We start from the raw sequence: 19,842 nt of genomic DNA on the forward strand, positions 1-19,842 counted from the left end.
GACACTCCTTAGAGTCCGTTGCCGAGTTGTTGCCACGCGGTCTCGAGATCCCGTACCCCCGCGAGCGTGTGCACGTGCCGGACGACGGCCGACATGCCACGGGTGACCGGCCGGTACGCCGGGTCGCACGCGAGCGGCGACCACCAGACGAGCCTGTGGGACAACAGGGACAGCCGCGCCACGGCCCTGGTCAGCGGCTCGCAGTCACCGCGTTCGAGCCCGTCGGACAGCACGAGCACCAGCGCCCCGCGCGCCATGCGCAGCTGGCGGGCGTTGCCGAGGAACTGGCGAAGCGACGGGCCGATCCGGGTGCCGCCGTCGGCGTCCCTGACCACGTCCGCGAGCGCCGACAGCGCCGCGTCCACGTCCCGTTTCCGCAGTGCCGGGGTGACGTGGGTGAGCCGGGTGCCGAACGTGAACACCTCGGCCCGGTCGCACGTCGCCACGACGGTGTGGGCGAACCGCAGGTAGTCGCGACTGTGCTGTTTCATCGAGCCGGACACGTCGATGAGCACCAGCACCGGCCGCTGCCGCTGCGGCGGCCTGCGCCGGCGCAGGTGGACCAGCTCGCCGCCGGTGCGCCGGGCGTCGCGGTGGATGCGGCGGACGTCCAGGCGGTCGCCGCGCCGGGCCGGTTGGCGGCGCCTGGAACGGATCGTCGGGATCGCCGGGGGCAGGTCCCTGCGCAGCCGCAGCAGGAGCTGGTGCTCGGTCAGCGCGGTCGCCGCGAACGCTCTGTCCGCCGTGGACGTACTGGCCGCCAGGCCGTCGCCCTCCCGGAGCGCCTCGTCCGGTGGGGCCGCGTCCGGTGCGTCGCCGCCGCGTTCCTCCTCGCCCGGCGCGTCGGTCTCGGCCGCGACGGGCAGGCCACGGCCCGCGAACCAGTGCTCGAACACCGGGTCGAAGATCTCCGTGTCGTCCACCGAGGTGGTGAGCGTGGCGTGGGCGAGCCAGTAGAGGTGGCGGACGTCGCGTGGTGGCACCGCGGTGAGCGCGGTGAGGAAGTCGCGTTTCCTGACCACCGGCACGGCGAGACCCTCCTCGCGGAGGGCCGCGAGGAAGCCGTACAGGTGGTCGGCGGCGGTCACGGTACGATCAGCTCGTCGAGGTGCTCGTGCACGACCGCCATGTCTTCCTCGTCCTTGACGAGCAGGCCGAGTGCCCTGCGCAGTGCGACCGGCCACGTGTCGCCGTTCGCGGCGAGCACCGCCGCGCCACGCGCCCACTCGACGGACTCCGCGATCCCCGGTCGTTTCAGCAGGTCGAGCCTGCGCGTGCCGGACACCGCCTCGACGAGCGTGTTCGCCGCGTCCTCCTCGATGCCCGGCACGTGGGCACGCACGATCGCGCGTTCGCGTTCCGTGCCGGGGAAGGGGATCCAGTGGTAGAGGCAGCGGCGCTTGAGGGCGTCGTGCAGCTCGCGGGTCCGGTTGGACGTCAGCACGACGACGGGGGTCTCGGCGGCGCGGATCGTGCCCAGCTCGGGAACCGTGATCTGGAAGTCGCCGAGGAACTCCAGCAGGAACGCCTCGAACTCGCTGTCGGCGCGGTCCACCTCGTCGACGAGCAGCACCGCCGGCCTGCGCAGCGAGCGCAGCAGCGGGCGTTCGAGCAGGAACTCCTCCCGGTACACCTCGCCGATGTTCGACTCGCCCGCCCGCAGGTGCAGCAGCTGCTTCGGATAGTCCCACTCGTAGAGCGCCTGTCCCGCGTCGAGGCCCTCGTAACACTGCAGCCGCACCAGCTCCCGGTCGAGCACGCGGCCCAGCACGGCCGCCAGCTCGGTCTTGCCGACGCCGGGCTCGCCCTCGAGCAGGAGCGGGCGGCCGAGGGTCAGCGCCAGGTAGACGGCCGTGAGCAGGCCCTCGTCGGCGAAGTACCGCTCCGCCCGCATCCTCGTCGCCAGCTCCGCCTCGTTCATGCCGGCGTGCCACGCAGTGCGTCGAGGCCGCGCAGCACGCGTTCCGGGGTGAAGGGCATGTGCTCGATCCGCACACCGCAGGCGTCGAAGATGGCGTTCGCGATGGCCGGGATCGGTGCGTTGGCGGTCATCTCGCCGATGCCCTTGGCACCGAAGGGACCCGTGGCGGCCGGCCGTTCCAGTAGGACACTGTGCTGCTCCGGGACGTCACCGGCACCCGGCATGAGGTACTCGCTGAAGTCGACCGGGCCGTGGTCGCGGACCGGGTAGTACGGCTCGGTGGCCTCGAACAACGCGTGGGACAGGCCCATCCACGCGCCGCCCTCGACCTGCTGCGTGGCCATGGCCGGGTTGAGCGCACGGCCGATCTCGTAGACGCTGTACATCTTCAGCACCTCGACGACACCGGTCTCGTCGTCCACCTCGACCTCGGCGACCGTGCACGCGTGTGCCTGGCAGGAGTCCGGGTTCATCTCGCCGGTCTCCGGCACGACCTCGCTCTTCTCCTTCATGAACACACCGCGGCCGGAGATCGTGCGGCCGTGCGTGAAGTGCGCGGCCAGCGCGAGGTCCGTGATGTGGATCTTCTTCTCGTCCGTGCCCTTCACCTTGACGAAGCCGGTGCCGTCGGTCTCCAGGTCCGCCGCGTCGACCTCCAGCTCCTCGGCCGCGACCTCCAGCATGATCGCGCGGGCCTCGGTGGCGGCCATGATCACGGCGTTGCCCACGCGGTGCGTGCCCCGGCTCGCGAACGTGCCCATGCAGTGCGGGCCGGTGTCGGTGTCGGCGGTGTCCACGATGACGTTCTCGATGGGCAGGCCGAGCGTCTCGGCCGCACACTGCGCCACCACGGTCTTGAGCCCCTGCCCGAGGTCCACGGAGGACAGCGAGATGACGAACGTGCCGGTGGTCGTCGAGTGGATCAGCGCCTGCGACGGGTCGCCGCCCAGGTTCATCCCGGTCGGGTAGTTGACCGCCGCGTAACCGCGCCCGCGCAACCTGGCCATCAGCGCCCCTCCATCGAGGACATCGCCCGGTACTCGTCCGGCAGCTCGTGGCCGACCAGCTCGGCCGCCTTCTGCATGACCTCGATGAGGGCCGTGCCCTCCGCGACCTTGCGGTGCGCCTTCAGGTCGCCGTCCCGGTAGGCGTTGCGGAGCCGGAACTGCAGCGGGTCGATGCCCAGCTCGCGGGCCACTCTGTCCATCTGCGACTCGATGGCGAAGTCCCCGATGGTGACACCGAAGCCGCGCATGGCACTCGACGGCGTCCGGTTCGTGTACACGCAGTGGCAGTCGATCCAGACGTTCGGGATCGTGTACGGGCCGGGGAAGTGCGCGGCGGCCTTCGTCGTGCCGTAGGGCGTGTGCCGTGAGTAGGCACCGGCGTCGACGTAGGCGATGACCTGGCGGGCGAGGAGACGGCCGTCGCTCGTGACGCCGTCCTTGATGTAGATGCGTTCCGCGGCACGGGGTGAGGACACCTGCATCTCCTCGTGCCTGCCGTAGACGAACTTCACCGGCCGGTTCGTCATCATCGCGGCCACGCACGCGACCGGCTCGACCACGACGTCGACCTTGCCGCCGAAGCCGCCGCCGACCGTGCCGCCGACGATGCGGAGCTTGTTGAAGTCGGACTCGAGGATCAGCGCGGTGTTGTCGAGGGTGAAGAAGCACGCCTGGGTGTCGGAGTGGATGCGCAGCCTGCCGTCCGGCTGCGGGATCACGGTGCACCCGGTGGTCTCGACCGGCGCCTGCTCGATGGGCGAGGACTGGTACCGCCACTCGAAGATGTGGTCGGCCTCGGCGAAACCCGCTGCCACGTCACCGAGTCGGACGCGGCGACAGTGGTGTCCCTCGTAGGTGAAGTAGTTCCTGCCGTGGTACTCGTTGACGACCGGCGCGCCGTCCTCGAGTGCCTCCTCGACGTCGAACACCGGCTCGAGGTCCTCGTAGGAGACCACGACCGCGGCGGCACCCGCGAGCGCCGCGGCCTCGGTCTCGGCCACCACCGCGACGATCGGCTCACCGAGGTAGCGGACCTTGCTCTCGGCGAGAACCGGCTCGTCGTCCGGCGTGACACCGATCAGCTTCAGCGGGGTGTAGAGGTTGTTCGGGATGTCCTTGCCGGTCAACACGGCGACCACACCGCGAACGGCCTTCGCCGCCGAGGTGTCGACGCTGACGAGCCGCGCGTGGTGACGTGCGGAGCGGTGCATCTTCAGGTGCAGCAACCCGGCGGGGCGGACGTCCTCGAAGAACTCGGTGCGGCCCGTGACGTGACCGCGTGCGTCGGACCGCTGCACGACCGAGCCGATGACGGAGAAGCCGTTGCCGCCGCGCTCCTTCGCGAAGTACTGGTCGTCGACGGGCGTCTGGCGGTAGGCCATCAGGCTGTCCTCCCCGAGGCGCGGCGGCGCTGGGCGGCGTCGAGGATCGCGGCGACGATCGGCTCGTAACCCGTGCAGCGGCACACGTTGCCGCTTATCGCCTCGATGACCTCGTCGCGGGTGGGCTGCGGGTTGTCGACCAGCAGAGCCTCGGCCGTCATGATCATGCCCGCGGTGCAGAACCCGCACTGCGTGGCGAAGTCCTCCAGGAAGGCGCTCTGCACCTCGTCGAGCTCCCCGTCCGCGGCGACGCCCTCGAGGGTCCGGACGTCGGCGCCGTCGACGGTCTCGACCGGCACGAGGCACGCGGGGACCGGACGTGCGTCGAGCAGCACCGTGCACGACCCGCAGGCGCCCTGGGCGCAGCCACGTTTCGCGGCGGTCAGACCGAGGTTTTCGCGCAGCGCGCCGAGCAGCGAGGTGCCCGGCTTGGCGATCAGCTCTTCCTCACGGTCGTTGACCGTGAGGGACACGATGCGGGAGGCCATGGGAGTCCATTCAGTCTTGACGTTCGCGCTCAGGCTTCGCCGAGGAGAGCGCGGCGGACGTGCACGGGGAGGACGCGGTTGCGGTACCAGGCGGAGGCGTAGGCGTCGTCGAAGGGCTCGATGCCGACCCTGGCCGCCTCGGCCGCCTCCTCGACGGCGTCGGGGTCGTTGCGCAGGACCGACTCGGCCGCGGTGGCGCGGACGGGCCGCCGCGCGACGCCCCCGAGCGCGATCCGGGTGTGCTCACCGTCCAGGACGGCCGCCACGGTGACGATCGACGCCGAGTTGTGCCTGCGCCGCATGGCCTTGCGGTAGCGCCACGCGCCCGTCGGGAGTCCGAAGTGGATGGCGGTGACGATCTCGTCGTCCCGCACGGGTTCCCCGACGGTGATCGTGCGGCTGCCGTCGGCACTGAGCAGGTCGATCCGCGCGTCGAGCGCGAGCAGCGCGACGGCGAGGTCGCCGTGCGGTTGCGGGACGAGGAGGTTCCCGCCGACCGTGGCGAGGTTGCGCACGGGCGGCGACGCGATGGACCGGACCACGGGGTGCAGCTCCGCCAGCCGGTCGTCGGCGCCGACCTGGGCGAGGGTCGTGGCCGCGCCGACGGTCACGTCCTTGCCGTCCAGGTGGATGCCGGCGAGGCCCGCGTGCCGGAGGGAGATCAGCCGGTCGACGGGTACCGCGCCGGTGTTGACCCTCGGCATCACGACGGTGCCGCCGCCGATGAGCCAGCCGCCGTCACGCAGCAGGTCGGCCGCCTCGGCCGCCGACCTGGGCAGGTGGACCTTGGAGAGCACAGAACCTCCTCATCGAGGCTCGCCAATTATCGATAATTGATAATCTGTGTGAGACGCTACGGTGTGTCCGCGACGACCGTCAAGCCCGTCCCGAGGAGCCCATGACCGAGACGAAGCCGCTCCCCCGGCTCACACTGGGCAGGCAGATCCGCGACGCTCTGGTGCGGCGCATCGTGACGGGTGAGCTGGAGCCCGGCGAGCGTCTGGTGGAGACGAAGCTGGCCGAGGTGTACGGCACCAGCCAGGCCCCGGTCCGCGAGGCACTGCGGGAGCTGGAGGCCATCGGCATGGTGGAGACCAGGCCGAGGCGTGGGACGTTCGTCCGCCACTTCATCCAGCAGACCCTGCGCGAGTGTTACGTCGTCAGGGCGGCCCTCGAGGAGGCGGCCACCCGGCTCGCGCTGCCGGCAGGCACCGTCCCGTTCGAGGCCCTGGAGGAGGACGTGGCCGCGATGCGCACGGCCGCGGCGGCGTCCGACCTCCAGGCGGTCGGCCTGGCCAGCGTGGCGTTCCACCGCCACGTGATCGAGGCCGCGGGCAACGAGCTGCTCAAGCACGCCTGGGAGTCGTTGCAGATAGAGGCCCGCACGGCGGTGACGTTGCTTGCGGCGGAACCGGACCTCCCCGGCGTGGCCGACGAACACCAGGAGCTGCTGGACGTCCTGCGCACCGGCGACCTCGAGGCAGCATGCCAGCTGACCCGCGACCACCAGTGGCACTACGCCGACCTCCCCCACGACGCCCACGGCCGCGCCAGGTAGGACGCCTTCCTAACGCCAGCGGTACTGAAGGACGCCTTCCTAACGCCAGCGGTACTGAAGGACGCCTTCCTAACGCCGGGCGTTACGAAGGCGTCCTTCAGTGCATTCGCCGACAGCCCGCCGGATGCCGGGCCCCGGTGCTGGAGCGTGTGCCCCAGCACCGGGGTGGGGTCCGGCCGGCACCGGACCCCGCTCGGGTCATCCGGTGACGTCTCCCTTCAGGCTGGCCGCGATGGCCTCCAGCTGGGCGCGGGTGTCCGTGTCCGGAACCTTCGCCGCCATGGTGGCGAAGTTGTCCAGCCACGTCACCGCCAGCTGCCCGTCACCAGCCGACGCGGCTCGGTCGGCGTTGTGCAGGCCCACGTACAGCTGGATGTACGGCACCAGGCCCACCCTGCCGTCCACCCGGTACCGGGTCAGCAGCGAGGCCGCCTCGGCGTAGGTGACCGTGACCCTGAACGGCACAGCCACCGACGCCACGTTGCCCGCCTCGTCGGTGGCCACCACCTCCAGCTGGTGCGCGCCCGCCGTCGGGGACACCGTCAGCGGGGCCTGGACCGTGACACCGTCCAGCTTCACCCACACCGAACCGACGCCCGACACCCGGTCCTCCGCCGTGGCCGCCAACGACAGTGGCGTGCCGACGACATAGCTACCGGACGCCTGCACGCCCGTCACCGCCACGACGGGCGCCGACGCGTCCACCAGTGCCAGTACCGGCACCGAGACCGAGGCGTTCCCCGCCGCGTCCGTCGCACGGAACTCCAGTGAGTGTGCGCCGTCCTCCGACAGGACAACGGGGTTCACGTACGGAACCCAGTCCCCGCCCGCCTCGCGGTACTCGATCGCGACCGCGTCGGGGCGGTTGTCGGTCGCCGTCGCGGTCACGGTGGCCGGGGTGCGGTGCCAGCCGTTGGCGCCGTCCGGCTCCGTGACGGTCGCGGTGACCGCCGGGGCCTCGCGGTCCGGCGGCCCGGCCACCCGGAAGTAGTCGAACGCCACCGTCACCGGCTCGGTCTGCTCCGGGCCGATCGCCATCACGCCGAAGGACGTCAGGTCGGCGTCGTTGGTCACCGGGTCGCCCAGCGACCGCCAGGTGACACCGTTGTCGCTGATCTCCGCGGTATAGGTGTCACCGACCTTCGACAGTCGCAGGTGGTACCAGCCGCTCTCGGTCGACTCCGCGATGTCGATGTTGCGGTTGCCGCCGTTGCCGAACTGTCCGTCCTTTTCGGACACTATCTCCGCGGCCAGGTTCTTCGCCGCGCCGCTCTCGTTGTTGGCGAGGACGTCGAACTTCACGTAGTTGTCGTCGTCGCCGTACACGAGCAGCCCGGCCAGCTGCCAGCGGTGCAGCATCGACGGCGTCAGCCTGGTCTCCGCCGTCCAGTCGCCGGACGGGACCTTCTGCAGCACGAAGTTGCGTGGGTCGCCGTTGCTACCCGCGTTGATGTCACCGACCTGCGTCCTCACCCGCAGGTTGCCGTCCGCCATGGCGATGTGCGCCGAGTCGTACCGCACGACCTCGTCCCACCGGCAGCCGTCGACCGCGGTGCCGTCGAACTCGTCGGACGGCTCCCGTTCGCCGGTGTCGGTGGTGTCCGGGGTCAGCGTGAAGTCGTCGAACACCGCGTCGACGCTGTGTGCGGCCGTGTCACCCGCGGCCATGAGGCCGATGGTGGCACTGGGTACCACCGACGCCGAGCCGGACAGCTGCGTCCAGTTCTGGCCGTCCGTCGAGTACGCCGCGGTCAGTGCCGAGCCGTCCGAGACGAGTCTCAGCGCGACGGTCGACGGGAAGCTCTGCGGCAGCACCACGTTCGCGTGCCACGTCCGTGAGCCTTCCACCTCCGTCTGGAACTCCATCAGCCGACCGCCGGAGTCGTTGCGGGTGAACGCCAACTTCACGTAGTTGTCGTCGTTCGCGTGCACCAACAGCCCGGCGTGCTGCCACTGTCTGTTGTGCGGCAGTGACACCGTGGTCGTCGCCGTCCACGCACCCGCCCTGGCCGGCTGGCCGACGTAGCTGATCGGGCCCGTGGACGCCTCGTTGATGTCGCCGTTGGTCACCGGCAGCGTCAACCGTCCGTTCGCGACGCTCACCGGTAGTCCAGCGGCGTTGCGGACCGTCGTCCACCTCGTCTGGTTCAGTGACGTGCCGTCGAAACCGTCGCTGCCCTGCATCAGGCACGTCGGCGCGGGCTCGGGTTCCGGGTCCGGACCCGGTTCCCACGCCTCGTCGTCAAAGGTCCAGTCGGAGAACTCGACCTCGCTCGTCGCACCTGCGTTGTGCGACAACACCATCAGTCCCACGTCCTGGATCGAACCCGCGTTGGGCAGCGTCGCGGGGCCGCCGACGGCCGTGAAGTTCTCGCCGTCGGTGCTCCAGTACCCGGTGTAGTCGTCGCCGTCACGCACCAGTCTCACCCACGCGGGATAGCTGGTCGCGGCGCCGTTGGAGCTGGCGTCGAGCGTGCCGTTGCCGTCGGTGTCCCGCAGCCATTCGAAGCCGAGGCCGGGTCTCAGCGTCATCGCCGCGTACCCGGGTGAGCGACCGGGCTGGGTGATGTCGTCGCGGACGATGATCCCGGCCTTGGCCGAGGGGTTCGTGTTGCCCTGACGTTCGATCTTGACCGTCGCGGTCCAGTCCGTGTCCGCGACGCCGGGCAGGTAGGCGGCACCGTACTCGTCGGTGCCCTGCCAGGTGTCCGCGCCAGCGGCGGCGACGACCCACGTGTCGGTGTCCGGCCGGTCGAACGTGGCCTGGACGTTGGAGAAGGTCTGCCAGTTCCCGAACAGGTCACCGACCTCGGCCTGCACGATCCGCGACGTCTTCGCGGCGCCCCGGTCGTTGGTGGCCACCGCGGTCAGCCGGTAGCGCCGCTCCTCGGTCGCGTTCCACGTGACCTCGTAGGGCGCCGTCGTGTCCGTGCCGATCGACTGACCGTCCACGAAGAACTCGACCTTCGCGATCGTGCCCTCCGCGTCGGTCGCGGACGCCCGCACCGGGATCGGCCCCGGCTCCAGGTCCGCACCCGCCGTCGGCGCGGTGATCGCCACCTTCGGCTTCGCGATCGGTGACGCGCCCTTGCCGTCCGCCTCGACGAAGTTCAGCCGCCGCTGCCCCGCGCCCGGGAACACGACGTACAGCGTGAACGACTCGCCGGGATCGGTGACGGCGACCGAGACGTCCACATAGGACGAGGTGCCGGTCGCGGGCACGTTCGCCGTGCCGAGCAGTGGTCCGTCCGGTGCGTCCCTGCGCAGCTGGATCGGGCCTGCGGCGTTCGCCGATGCCCGCAGCACCAACGCGTCCACGTTGTGCAGGCTCACCGGGTCGTACGAGGCCCACGCGCCGTTCTGGCCGGTGATCGAGTTCGCGTGGCCCTCGAGGTCCCGCGACGGCCCGACCGTGACCTGGCTGGACCGGTCGAAGAACTCGGCCTCGCGCTGCTTCGGGAACAGCAGTGTGGTGTCCGAGCCGGTCAGCGCGGGAATGCCGTTCGCGCCGCCGGAGTCGGTATATCGGCCGTCGAGCGCGTAGAAGACGTTCATGTCCTCGCCGTGTCCGCCGCCGAGCGATGTCACGACCGAGCCCGTCCGGCCGTGCAGCGGCTCACCGGGGTGCGCGTGCTCGTCGTGCCCGAGCGCCGGCTGGATCACCACGGACGAGTCGGGGATCGTGGTGTCCTCGGCGTCGGTGACGGCGAGCTGCCAGCTGATCTCGTCCCCGAAGTCGAAGAACGCGCCGTTGGGCGGCAGCTGGAAGTTCACGTCCGGTCTGGTGTTGCCGACCGTGATCGGCACGGTCGTGGTGCCGGTCTTGCCGTGCGGGTCGGTCACCGTGAGCCGCGCGTTGTACACGCCGTTCGCGGTGTAGGTGAAGGTCGGCGAGACGTCGGTCGAGTCGGTCGTGCCGTTCCCGTCGAAGTCCCATTCGTAGGTCAGGGCCTCGTTCTCGGGATCGGTGCTCGACTCGCCGGTGAACTGGACCTGCAGGGGCGCGTGGCCCGAGTCGGGCGTGGCCCTCGCCGACGCCGACGGGGACCGCGACCCGGACACGTAGTCCACTCTGTACAGTCCGGAGTCCGGGTTGTCGCGGCCGAAGCCACCACCCCAGTCGAGCACGTACATCGAGCCCTCCGGCCCGAACTTGGAGTCGATCGGCGCGAGGAACTGCGTGTCCGGCAGGAACGGGTTGACCTTCTCGACCGACTTCCCGTCCTCGGACGGGATGATCGAGTACATCTTGTTCCTGGCCCACTCGTAGAAGAATGCCTTGCCGTCGTAGGAGGACGGGAACTTGGTGTCCGACTGGAGGTCCGGGTCGTAGTCGTAGTACGGGCCACCCATCGGCGCGAGACCGCCGCCCTGCGGGATGACCGACGGCACCGAGGAACGCTGGTAGCCGTACCACATCTTCGCCGCCTTGACCGGCGGCAGCTGTGTCAGCCCGGTGTTGCGGATCGAGTCGTTGACCGGGTTGGCGCAGTCGAAGTACGGCCCGACCGTCACCGGGTTCGTGCGGTAGTCCACGTCCCGGAACGGCTCGTTGTTGCCCATGCACAGCGGCCAGCCGTAGAACCCGGGCTCGGTGATGATGTTCCACTCGACGATGCCCGCCGGGCCCCGGTTCGGGTTGTCCGCGCCGTTGTCCGGCGCGTAGTCCGCGAGGCCGAGCGCCCCGGTCTTCGGGTCGAGCGAGAACCGGAACGGGTTGCGGAAACCCATCGCGTAGATCTCGGGACGCGTCTTCGCCGTGCCGGGCGCGAACATGTTGCCCGCGGGGATCGTGTACGTGCCGTTCTCCTGCGGCGTGATCCGCAGTACCTTGCCACGCAGGTCGTTCGTGTTGGCCGCGGTCGCCCGCGCGTCGTGGAACGTACCGTCCCGTTCGGACAGTGGGGCGTAGCCGCCGGACGGCTCGGAGTGCGGGTTCACGTCGTCGCCGACGCCGAGGTACAGGTTGCCGTCCGGTCCCATGTCGAGACCGCCGCCGGTGTGCCCCGGCTCGTCTGGCAGCCGCGACGCGGGCACGTTCAGCAACACCTTCTCCGACGCGGGATCGATCTGCGAACCGTCGCCGACCGTGAAGCGGGACAACCTGTTGAAAAAGTTCGCCGGATCACTGTCGTTGCCACTGGCCGGTGAGTAGTACAGGTACAGCCAGTGGTTCTCCGCGAAGTCGTTGTCGAGCGTGATACCGAGCAGGCCGTCCTCACCACCCGAGTACACCGGGATGGTGATGGCGTTGGCGGTCGTGCGTGTCTCCGGGTCGTACACCCGGACCTGGCCACGCACCAGCTCGGTGAAGAACACCCTGCCGTCCGGCGCGACGTCCATCGCGTACGGGGCGCTGGTGTTCTGGTCGAGCGGGACGCGTTCGAACTGGTCCCACTTCGTGCCACCGCAGTCGCCGGCCTCCAGACCGGCCGCCCACTTCACGCCACCGAGAATGTGTTGCACCAGGTTGGGTTCCTGCGTGTAGTGCGCGCCGAAGTGGCCCATGCCGGTCATCCACGCGCGACCGCCGTCGTACGGCTTGCACCACGAGATCGGGTGGTCGTAACCCATAGCGTTGCCGCCGGGGGTGTAGGTCGTCTCGTCCATTGTGGCCAGTACGTGCGCGCTGCCCCGGACGTTGGTCGAGTAGTTGTACCACTCGTCCGCGCGGCTCCACCGCAGCGGCAGGTGTTGCGTCGACGGGTGGGTGCGGTCCTCGACGCGTACCGTGCCCGGCTGGCCGGGACTCGTGCCGGTGTCGGCGTGACCGGGCATCAGCGACCCGATCATGTTGTCCCACCAGGCGTAGCCGCCACGCATGTCCGTCGCGTTGTGGATCGCGACGATGCCGTGGCCCGCCTCCATGTAACGTTCCAACGCCGCCTTCTGGTCGGCGTTCCACGGGTCGCCGGAGGTCTGGAACATGACGAGCGCGTCGTAGTGCGACAGGCCCTCGTCGGTGAACAGCGTGGAGTCCTCGCTGTGCTCGGAGGTGATGCCCGCCTCCGCGAAGGCCGACACGAGCACGGGAACGCCCTGCTCGATGGCCTCGGTGTGCCGGAACTGGGTCGTCTTCGTGAAGATCAGGACGTGTGCCTCGCCGTGCGGCCCGGGATGGGCCGCGGCGGGCACGGCGCCGAGCATCGACAGCGCGGTGGCGCCGGCAAGCAGGGCGGTCAGGGATCTGCGCAGGTTCATACGAGTGGTGCCCTCTCCACTGAGGTACGAGAAGTCAGACCCGCGCGGCGTGCCGGCGCCGTGTGGGGTGCGGGGTTACGGCATCACCTTCCTCAAGAACTCCAGACCGTCGGTGGCGATCGCGTCCTGGGTCGCGGCGAGCGGGCGCCAGACCGAGGCCGCGGTCGCGATGGTCGCGTTCTCCGCGGTGAACGACTCGATCACGAGCGGGCCCGTGTAGCCGACGTCGCCCAGAGCGTTGACGAAGCCCTGCCAGTCGAGGTGGTCGGCGCCGGGTGCGCCCCGGTCGTTGGCGCACACCTGTACGTGTGCGACGCGGTCACCCGCCCGCCGGACGGCCGCCGCGAGGTCGGTCTCCTCGATGTTCATGTGGTAGATGTCGAGTGCGATCCCGCACGTGTCCGGCATCCCCCGCAGGGCGTCGAGTGCCTGGTCGACGGTGTTGAGGAGGCTGGTCTCGTAGCGGTTCAACGGTTCGACGGCCAACCGCACGTCGGCCGCGGTCGCGTGCTCGACGACCGGCGTGAGCCCGTCACGCAGCTCGGCGTACCTGGTCTGCCTCTCCTCGTGCGACATCCGCCACGTGCGACCGACCGACGCGTAGGCGGGTCCGGCGATCGTGGGCGAACCGACCGCCTGCGCCACGTCGACGACGTGACGCAGGTAGTCCTGTGTGGACAGTACGGTCGTCGCGTCGGCCGCCACCAGCTCGCGGCCCTCGCCCATGACGAGCACGACACTGGCCGAGAGCCCGAGGTCACCGAGGAGTCCGTGTGCCCGGACGGGATCCCACTCACCGGGGTTCTCGACCGGCAGCTCGATGACGTCGAAGCCCCAGTCGGCGATCCTCGGCGCCAGCTTCGCGAGCGACGCGTCGGTCAGCGGGGAGGTCCAGACCCACGTGTTGACGCCAAGCCGATGTTTCACCGGTTCTTCCACGCGTTCGGGAAGCCGGGCAGGTCCTCGCCGCCGAACTTGGCGTAGTGCAGGCTCGGCATGTCCTTGTTGCGGTCGAGGAACTCGTCGCGGTCCTTCTCGGTGATCGGCGACTGCGGCAGCACCCACTCCTTCGGTACCTGCTCGCCCTTCCAGATCTTGACGGCGGCCAGGATCGGCGTGCGCCACTGGAAGTTCGAGTACACGGGTGCGACCGCGGTCATCCCGGTGTCCTTCCACTTGCGCATGAAGGAAAGCTCGTCCTCACCGGACATCACCGGGTAGTCCTTGCCCGCGTCCTCGAACGCCTCGATGGCCGCGACCGCGCCGTCACCGGCGTCCATCCAGATGCCGTCGACATCGCCGCGCTGCAGGTACTGGGTCACGATGTCCTTGATCTTCGCGCCGTCGCCCTCGGTGAACTCGTCGCCGAGCACCTCGAGGTCGCTCTTGCCGAAGATCTCCTGCGCGGCGGCCCAGCGGTGCTCGAGGACGTCGACGCCGGGCAGGATGCGCAGCGCCAACACCTTCGCGCCGGGGTCGAGGTTGTCGACGAGGAACTCCGCCGCGTCCGCGCCGAACGCGTAGCCGCCGATCGGGTGGATGAAGGTGACCATGCAGTCGGAGTTCACACCCCGGTCGAACACGATCACCGGTACGCCGCTCTTGCACGCGGTCTCGACGGCGGGGGTCAGGGTCGCCGTGGTGGACGGCGAGATGATGATCGCGTTGCAGTCACCGGCATCCACGAACGCCTGGATGTCGGAGATCTGCTGGTTGTCGTCGTCCGCGGCGTCGGAGACGCGGAACTCGCCGATCTCCCCGGACTGCTTCAGCACGTCGACCTGCTGCTGCATGGTGATGAACCCGGTGACCCGCCACGGGTTGCTCACCGAGGCGTTGGAGAAGCAGAGGGTCTTGCCGTCCTGTTTGTACTGAGCGGTGTCGACCAGCTCGGGATCGATGGCCTGTAACCAGGGCTGGTCGGCGGACCCCTCGGGCGTCTTGTCCCGCTCGGCCAGCTCCTTGTCGTAGTCGGCGCGGACGAACCACTCGCCGTCGGCGGTCTGCTCCTGGTCCTGGTCGCCCTTGGGCGCGCTGTCGGTCGGGGTGTCGGTGGTACAGGCCGTGAGGGCGAGTGCGACAGCGGCCGCGCCCGCGACGAGGACACGCGTTCGGTGCATCATTGCCTCCTGGTGGTCCTATGGCTGGTTGGTCTGCTCGAGGAGCGGGCGGCGCCGCTCACGGGCGGCCCACGCGACGGCCGCGATGATGATCACGCCCTGTGCGAGCGGCCGTACGGTCGAGGGCAGGCTGAGCTGGTTGAACAACGTGAACAGGGCCTCGACGGTGAGCGCCCCGGCCATGGCGGCGAGCACGGTGCCGCGCCCGCCGCCGAGCACCACCCCGCCGAGCACGACGGCGGTGATGGCCGTGAACTCGAGCCCGTTGCCGACCTGGGCGTCCACGCCCGCATACCCGCCGATGAGGATCGCGGCGACGGTGGCGAGCACGCTGGAGAAGACGAACGCGACGGTCCGCACGCGCCAGACCCGCACCCCGGCGAAGGCCGCGGCCCTGTCGTTGTCCCCGGTCGCGACGAGCGTGCGGCCGAAGGGCCTGCGCATGACAAGGGCGGCGACAACCCCGATGGCGATCGCCACGAGCAGCGCCCACGGCAGCTGCCGGACCACCGGCAGGTCGATCCCCTCACGACCGACCTGCCGGAACCCGTCGGAGAGGGCGCCGGTCGGGGCGCCGCCCGTCCAGAGCCGGATGGCGCCGTAGAGGACGAGCATCATCCCGAGCGTGGCGATCAGGGAGTGCACCCTGAGGATGGTGACGAGGAGCCCGTTGACCAGTCCCACGAGCACCCCGAAACCGATCATGAGCAGGATGACCGGCAGGGTCCGCCCGTTCTCACCGTCCATCACCCCCGCGGCGATGGCGACCTGCGCCCCGACGAGCGAGCCCACGGAGAGATCCATCTCACCGCAGACGATCACGAGGTACTGACCGACGGCGAGCACGACGAGCGGCGCGGCCTTCTTGAGGAACGCCATCAGGGAGGGTGGTTCGAAGAAGCCGGGGTTGAGGAACGCGATCACGACGAACACGAGGGCGAGCAACGCGAACACGGTGGCACTGCCGCCGCCGAGGAACTTCGCGGCCACCGACCGCGCGGGCTGCCTCGTCTGGGTGGCGGTCATCGGCCGTCCCCCGAGTTGTCCACAGCAGCGAGGTTGTCCACAACCGGCCGGTAACCACGCGGCATTGTCGTACCCCACCGGTAGACTGGCAAGGCGGGACGCCCCCGGGATCGGGTGGGGGCTGGGCATCGCGCGCGCGAGATTCGCGAAATCATCGTGGCGCCCCTGTCGCTCCGGATGCGGGTCCTTCGACGTGCGGGCTCGGCGACGCGACCGAAAGCTGCCACGTGCCCGAGATCCGCCGGATCATTGTGGCGCCCCCTGCTGTGCCGGATGTGGGTCCTTCGGGGTGGGGGTCGGTTCCGGGGGTGGGCCGTTCGGGTCGAAGCGGGCTCTGCTCGCCCGGCGGTCGATCTGGCGGCGGGCGTAGATCGCCACCGCGGCGATGATCACCGCACCGCGCAGGACGTCCTTGAAGAACGGGTCCACCTGCAGGATGTTGAACACCGTGTCCAGAACCGCCAGGATCAGGACCCCGCCGAGCGTGCCCGCTATCCCACCCCTGCCACCCATCAGCAGCGTCCCGCCCAGCACGACGGCCGCGATGGAGTCCAGGTCGTAGCCCGAGCTGTACACGAGCGCACTGCCCGTGCCGAACCGCGCCGCGATCAGCAGGCCCGCCACCCCGGCCGCCACCGCACACAGCACGTGCGCCGTGACGATCACCCGACCGGTCCGGATACCCGACAGGCGCGCGACCTCCGCGCTGCCGCCCACCGCGAACATGTGGTACCCCATCCGCGTCCGGCGCAGGTACAGGATCCCCGCCACCACCGCGACCAGCATCACCGCGGTCGACACCGGCAGGAACCCGATCCGGCTGTACCCGAACTGCTGGAACGCCGCGGGCACCTCCCCGGCCGGGCCCTTGTACGTCGTGTCCAGGTACCCCTTGACGATCAGGCCCATGCCCAGCGTCGCGATGAACGGGTTCACTTTCAGCACCGACACGACCAGGCCGTTCAGCAGGCCGATCCCCGCCGCCACCACCAGCACCGCGGCGATGCCGAGCGGTACCTTCGCCGGATCACCCGCCATCGTCGTCGCCCCGACCAGGCTGCACAGCGCCATCACGTACCCGACCGACAGGTCCAGCGACCCGCACAGGATCACGAACGTCTGTCCCAACGCGACAAAACCGAGCAGGCTCGACCGAGTCAGCATGTCCACGAGGTTGGCCGTGCCGAACAGGTTTCCACCGTCCAGCGCCACCAGCGCGAAGCCGATCACCAGGATGCCGAGCAGCGCCAGGTAGACCAGCTCGGTACTGCCCAGTCGGCGGGTCAGGCCGGTGCCCATCACGCGACCTGCCCGGTCGCGATCCGCATGACGCTCTCCTCGTCCGCGCCGGCGGGCAGCTCGCCCGCGATCCGGCCGTCGCGCAGCACGACGATGCGGTCGGCCATGCCGATGACCTCCTGCAGCTCCGAGGAGATCATCAGGATCGCGACGCCACGCGCGCACAGCTCACGCATCAGCGTGTACACCTTCTGTTTGGCACCGACGTCGATGCCACGCGTCGGCTCGTCGAGCACCATCACCGCGGGCTCGGTGGCCAACCACTTGGCCAGCACCACCTTCTGCTGGTTGCCGCCCGACAGGAACCTCACCTCCTGGTCCGCGCCCTGCGACACCAGCTCCAGTGACGAGAGGATGCCGGGGATCCCGCGCGCCCGCCTGCCGGACTGCCCCGGTAGCACGGCATCCAGCACCAGCCTGGCGTTCGCGGCGACGGACTGGTTGAGCGCCAACCCTTCCGCCTTGCGGTCCTCGGTCACCAGTGCGAGCCCGGCCGCCACCGCCTGCCGCGACGACCGAAGCCGCACCGGCCTGCCGTCCAGCTCGACCGTGCCCCGCGTGAACCTGGCCACGCCGAACAACGCGTGCGCGATCTCCGTGCGGCCACTGCCCTGCAGGCCGGCGAGCGCGGTGATCTCCCCCGCCCGCACGTCGAGGTCGATGCCGTCGAGCTGTTCGTTGCCACCGCCCCGGATGCGTAACCGCACGTCGCCGATCTCGGTGCCCGGCACCGGATCCGGGAAGAAGCTCGTGATGGGGCGGCCGACCATCCTGCGGACCAGGTCGTCCGGGGTGATCGACGCCGTCTCGACCGTGTCGACGAGCGCGCCGTCCTTGAGCACGGTCACCCGGTCGGACAGGTCGAAGATCTCCTTGAGGCGGTGGGAGACGTAGAGGACGGCAACGCCGCGCTCGCGCAGCGTGCGAACGAGCCGGTAGAGCAGCTCGACCTCCTCGTCGGCGAGCGCGGCGGTCGGCTCGTCCATCGAGATGATCCGCGCGTCGTAGGACAGCGCCTTGACCACCTCGACGATCTGCTGCCCCGCCACGGAGAGCGTGCTCACCCTGCGGCGGGGCGTCAACCAGTCGAGACCGAGTTCGGCGAGCAGGGCGGCGGTGTCGGCGTTCATCCTGTCGACGTCGACGAGGCCGCGTCTTCGCGGCTCACGGGCCAGGAAAACGTTTTCCGCAACGGTTCGCTCCGGGAGCAGGTTGAACTCCTGGAACACCGTGGACACGCCCGCGTGCTGCGCCTCCAGCGGGTGCGCGAAGGCGACCTCCTGGCCGTTCAGCTCGATCGTGCCGCCGTCGGCCTGGTAGACCCCGGCGAGGATCTTCATCAGCGTCGACTTGCCCGCACCGTTCTCGCCCATCAGCGCGTGGACTTCGCCGGCTCGCACGTCCAGGTCGACGCCCTGGAGGACTGGCACGCCGAGAAAGGACTTGCGGATGTCCCGCATCCGCAACAGGGTGTCGGTGACGGGCGCCACTGCCATGCCGCTGAACCTAACCCGACTTTTGACGCACAACAATCAAAAGTTGCAAGTTTGTTGCCAACGTATCTTTGGGACATCTAGCAGAACTCGGGTGTGTTTGACTAGGGAGGTGGTCGAAGGCCCGGGTGTGAACTACCTCGGCGACGCTGGTGCGGGCGCCGGCGCCCTGCTGCGCCTGATGCGCGACGGGCAGCCACGCACCCGCGCCGAGCTGGCCGCACTCACCGGGCTGGCCCGTTCGACCATCGCGCAACGGATCGACGCTCTGCTCGCCGCCGACTTCATCGGCCCGGCCGGCGAGGCAACGTCGACCGGCGGTCGCCCGCCCGCCCAGTTCGCGTTCAACCCGTCGGCCCGGGTCGCGCTCGCCGCGGACGTCGGCGCGACGCACGGACGGGTCGCGGTCACCGACCTCGCGGGCCACGTGCTCGCCGAGCACCGCGACGACCTCGACGTCGGGCTCGGCCCGGACACCGTGCTGCGGTGGATGATCGAACGCTTTCACGAGTTGCTCGCGAGTGTCGGGCGCGGCCCGGCGGACCTGATCGGCATCGGCGTCGGCCTGCCCGGCCCGGTCGAGCACTCCTCCGGCAGGCCGGTGAACCCGCCGATCATGCCCGGCTGGGACAACTTCGACGTGCAGGGCTACCTGCGGGAACACCTCGGTGTGGTGGCGCTCGTCGACAACGACGTCAACATCATGGCCCTCGGCGAGCACTTCACGCAGTGGCCGACGGCCGAGCACATGATGTTCGTCAAGGTCGCGACCGGCATCGGCAGCGGCCTGATGAGCCACGGCCGCCTGCACCGTGGCGCACAGGGCGCGGCGGGCGACCTCGGGCACCTGCAGCTGCCGCACGGCTCGGACATCGTGTGCCGGTGCGGCAACACGGGCTGTCTCGAGGCGGTCGCGAGCGGCGCGGCCATCGCGGCCCGGCTGACCGACCAGGGCCTGCCCGCCAAGTCGAGCCAGGACGTGGTGGCGCTCGCCCGCGGCGGCTCCGTCGAGGCGCTGCACGCCGTGCGGCAGGCGGGCCGCGACATCGGCGAGGTGCTGGCGGCGGCCGTCAGCCTGTTCAACCCGTCGGTGATCGTGATCGGCGGTTCGCTCGCGCGGGCGGGCGAGCACCTGATCGCGGGCGTCCGCGAGGTTGTCTACCGGCGGTCGCTTCCCCTTGCCACGCAGGACCTGCGGATCGTGCAGTCCCGCACCGGCGACCGCGCGGGCATCATCGGCGCCGCGGTCATGGTGATCGACCACGCGCTGGCCCCGGCCCACGTGGACGCGCTGATCAGCTGAGCGCCAAGCATCGACGTGGGGGTTCTGAACGTTGTCCAATACTG

At 70.0% G+C, this 19,842-nt stretch carries 14 protein-coding genes; 2 read left to right on the forward strand and 12 right to left on the reverse strand.

Annotated elements, in window-relative coordinates; all coding sequences use genetic code 11:
• Nucleotides 1–8: 8 nt before the first annotated feature.
• From CLV71_RS08425 to CLV71_RS08450, 6 genes are read right to left on the reverse strand one after another with little or no spacing between them, the layout of a single operon-like run.
• Entirely contained in the window at nt 9–1,088 is a 1,080-nt protein-coding gene (locus CLV71_RS08425; protein ID WP_166664005.1) for a vWA domain-containing protein, read from the reverse strand.
• The gene (locus tag CLV71_RS08430) at nt 1,085–1,921 is read right to left on the reverse strand and encodes an AAA family ATPase (RefSeq protein WP_133902076.1); all 837 of its coding nucleotides are present in this window, start codon (nt 1,919–1,921) and stop codon (nt 1,085–1,087) included. The genes CLV71_RS08425 and CLV71_RS08430 overlap by 4 nt, the downstream gene beginning before the upstream one ends.
• On the reverse strand, nt 1,918–2,928 hold the full coding sequence (locus CLV71_RS50095) for a xanthine dehydrogenase family protein molybdopterin-binding subunit (RefSeq protein WP_133902077.1): 1,011 nt from the start codon (nt 2,926–2,928) through the stop codon (nt 1,918–1,920). The genes CLV71_RS08430 and CLV71_RS50095 overlap by 4 nt, the downstream gene beginning before the upstream one ends.
• A complete protein-coding gene (locus CLV71_RS50100) occupies nt 2,928–4,310 on the reverse strand; it encodes a xanthine dehydrogenase family protein molybdopterin-binding subunit (RefSeq protein WP_133902078.1) in 1,383 nt (460 codons plus the stop codon). The genes CLV71_RS50095 and CLV71_RS50100 overlap by 1 nt, the downstream gene beginning before the upstream one ends.
• Complete coding sequence (locus tag CLV71_RS08445; RefSeq protein WP_133902079.1) at nt 4,310–4,798, reverse strand: (2Fe-2S)-binding protein; 489 nt, start codon at nt 4,796–4,798, stop codon at nt 4,310–4,312. The genes CLV71_RS50100 and CLV71_RS08445 overlap by 1 nt, the downstream gene beginning before the upstream one ends.
• A gap of 29 nt (nt 4,799–4,827) precedes the next feature.
• Nucleotides 4,828–5,595 (reverse strand): FAD binding domain-containing protein, encoded by a 768-nt coding sequence (locus CLV71_RS08450; protein ID WP_133902080.1) that lies wholly within the window; start codon nt 5,593–5,595, stop codon nt 4,828–4,830.
• A 101-nt stretch (nt 5,596–5,696) separates the two neighbouring features.
• Between CLV71_RS08450 and CLV71_RS08455 the strand changes: the two genes are divergently transcribed.
• On the forward strand, nt 5,697–6,356 hold the full coding sequence (locus CLV71_RS08455; RefSeq protein WP_133902081.1) for a GntR family transcriptional regulator: 660 nt from the start codon (nt 5,697–5,699) through the stop codon (nt 6,354–6,356).
• A gap of 198 nt (nt 6,357–6,554) precedes the next feature.
• Here CLV71_RS08455 and CLV71_RS08460 read toward each other — a convergent pair whose 3' ends face one another.
• The 6 genes from CLV71_RS08460 to CLV71_RS08485 form a co-directional block, all read right to left on the reverse strand.
• On the reverse strand, nt 6,555–12,557 hold the full coding sequence (locus tag CLV71_RS08460; RefSeq protein ID WP_133902082.1) for a ThuA domain-containing protein: 6,003 nt from the start codon (nt 12,555–12,557) through the stop codon (nt 6,555–6,557).
• Nucleotides 12,558–12,632: 75 nt separating this feature from the next.
• Nucleotides 12,633–13,484 (reverse strand): sugar phosphate isomerase/epimerase family protein, encoded by an 852-nt coding sequence (locus CLV71_RS08465; RefSeq protein ID WP_133902083.1) that lies wholly within the window; start codon nt 13,482–13,484, stop codon nt 12,633–12,635.
• Nucleotides 13,481–14,677, reverse strand: a complete 1,197-nt coding sequence (locus CLV71_RS08470) for a substrate-binding domain-containing protein (protein ID WP_133902084.1) — start codon at nt 14,675–14,677, stop codon at nt 13,481–13,483. Before CLV71_RS08470 ends, CLV71_RS08465 begins: the two co-directional genes overlap by 4 nt.
• Before the next feature lie 18 nt (nt 14,678–14,695).
• Entirely contained in the window at nt 14,696–15,703 is a 1,008-nt protein-coding gene (locus CLV71_RS08475; RefSeq protein WP_133902085.1) for an ABC transporter permease, read from the reverse strand.
• Between the two features lie 246 nt (nt 15,704–15,949).
• On the reverse strand, nt 15,950–17,002 hold the full coding sequence (locus CLV71_RS08480) for an ABC transporter permease (RefSeq protein WP_133902086.1): 1,053 nt from the start codon (nt 17,000–17,002) through the stop codon (nt 15,950–15,952).
• Complete coding sequence (locus CLV71_RS08485; RefSeq protein WP_133902087.1) at nt 17,002–18,498, reverse strand: sugar ABC transporter ATP-binding protein; 1,497 nt, start codon at nt 18,496–18,498, stop codon at nt 17,002–17,004. The genes CLV71_RS08480 and CLV71_RS08485 overlap by 1 nt, the downstream gene beginning before the upstream one ends.
• A gap of 109 nt (nt 18,499–18,607) precedes the next feature.
• Between CLV71_RS08485 and CLV71_RS08490 the strand changes: the two genes are divergently transcribed.
• A complete protein-coding gene (locus CLV71_RS08490) occupies nt 18,608–19,798 on the forward strand; it encodes an ROK family protein (protein WP_208297469.1) in 1,191 nt (396 codons plus the stop codon).
• Nucleotides 19,799–19,842: the final 44 nt, after the last annotated feature.

Source organism: Actinophytocola oryzae (genome assembly GCF_004364325.1).
GTDB classification, from domain to species: Bacteria; Actinomycetota; Actinomycetes; order Mycobacteriales; family Pseudonocardiaceae; genus Actinophytocola; species Actinophytocola oryzae.

Bases quoted from the DNA above. Each gene is read 5' to 3' on its own strand.
- CLV71_RS08430 (WP_133902076.1), bottom strand. From the start codon at position 1,921: ATGAACGAGGCGGAGCTGGCGACGAGGATGCGGGCGGAGCGGTACTTC.
- CLV71_RS50095 (WP_133902077.1), bottom strand. From the start codon at position 2,928: ATGGCCAGGTTGCGCGGGCGCGGTTACGCGGCGGTCAACTACCCGACC.
- CLV71_RS50100 (WP_133902078.1), bottom strand. From the start codon at position 4,310: ATGGCCTACCGCCAGACGCCCGTCGACGACCAGTACTTCGCGAAGGAG.
- CLV71_RS08445 (WP_133902079.1), bottom strand. From the start codon at position 4,798: ATGGCCTCCCGCATCGTGTCCCTCACGGTCAACGACCGTGAGGAAGAG.
- CLV71_RS08455 (WP_133902081.1), top strand. From the start codon at position 5,697: ATGACCGAGACGAAGCCGCTCCCCCGGCTCACACTGGGCAGGCAGATC.
- CLV71_RS08460 (WP_133902082.1), bottom strand. From the start codon at position 12,557: ATGAACCTGCGCAGATCCCTGACCGCCCTGCTTGCCGGCGCCACCGCG.
- CLV71_RS08470 (WP_133902084.1), bottom strand. From the start codon at position 14,677: ATGCACCGAACGCGTGTCCTCGTCGCGGGCGCGGCCGCTGTCGCACTC.
- CLV71_RS08475 (WP_133902085.1), bottom strand. From the start codon at position 15,703: ATGACCGCCACCCAGACGAGGCAGCCCGCGCGGTCGGTGGCCGCGAAG.
- CLV71_RS08480 (WP_133902086.1), bottom strand. From the start codon at position 17,002: ATGGGCACCGGCCTGACCCGCCGACTGGGCAGTACCGAGCTGGTCTAC.
- CLV71_RS08485 (WP_133902087.1), bottom strand. From the start codon at position 18,498: ATGGCAGTGGCGCCCGTCACCGACACCCTGTTGCGGATGCGGGACATC.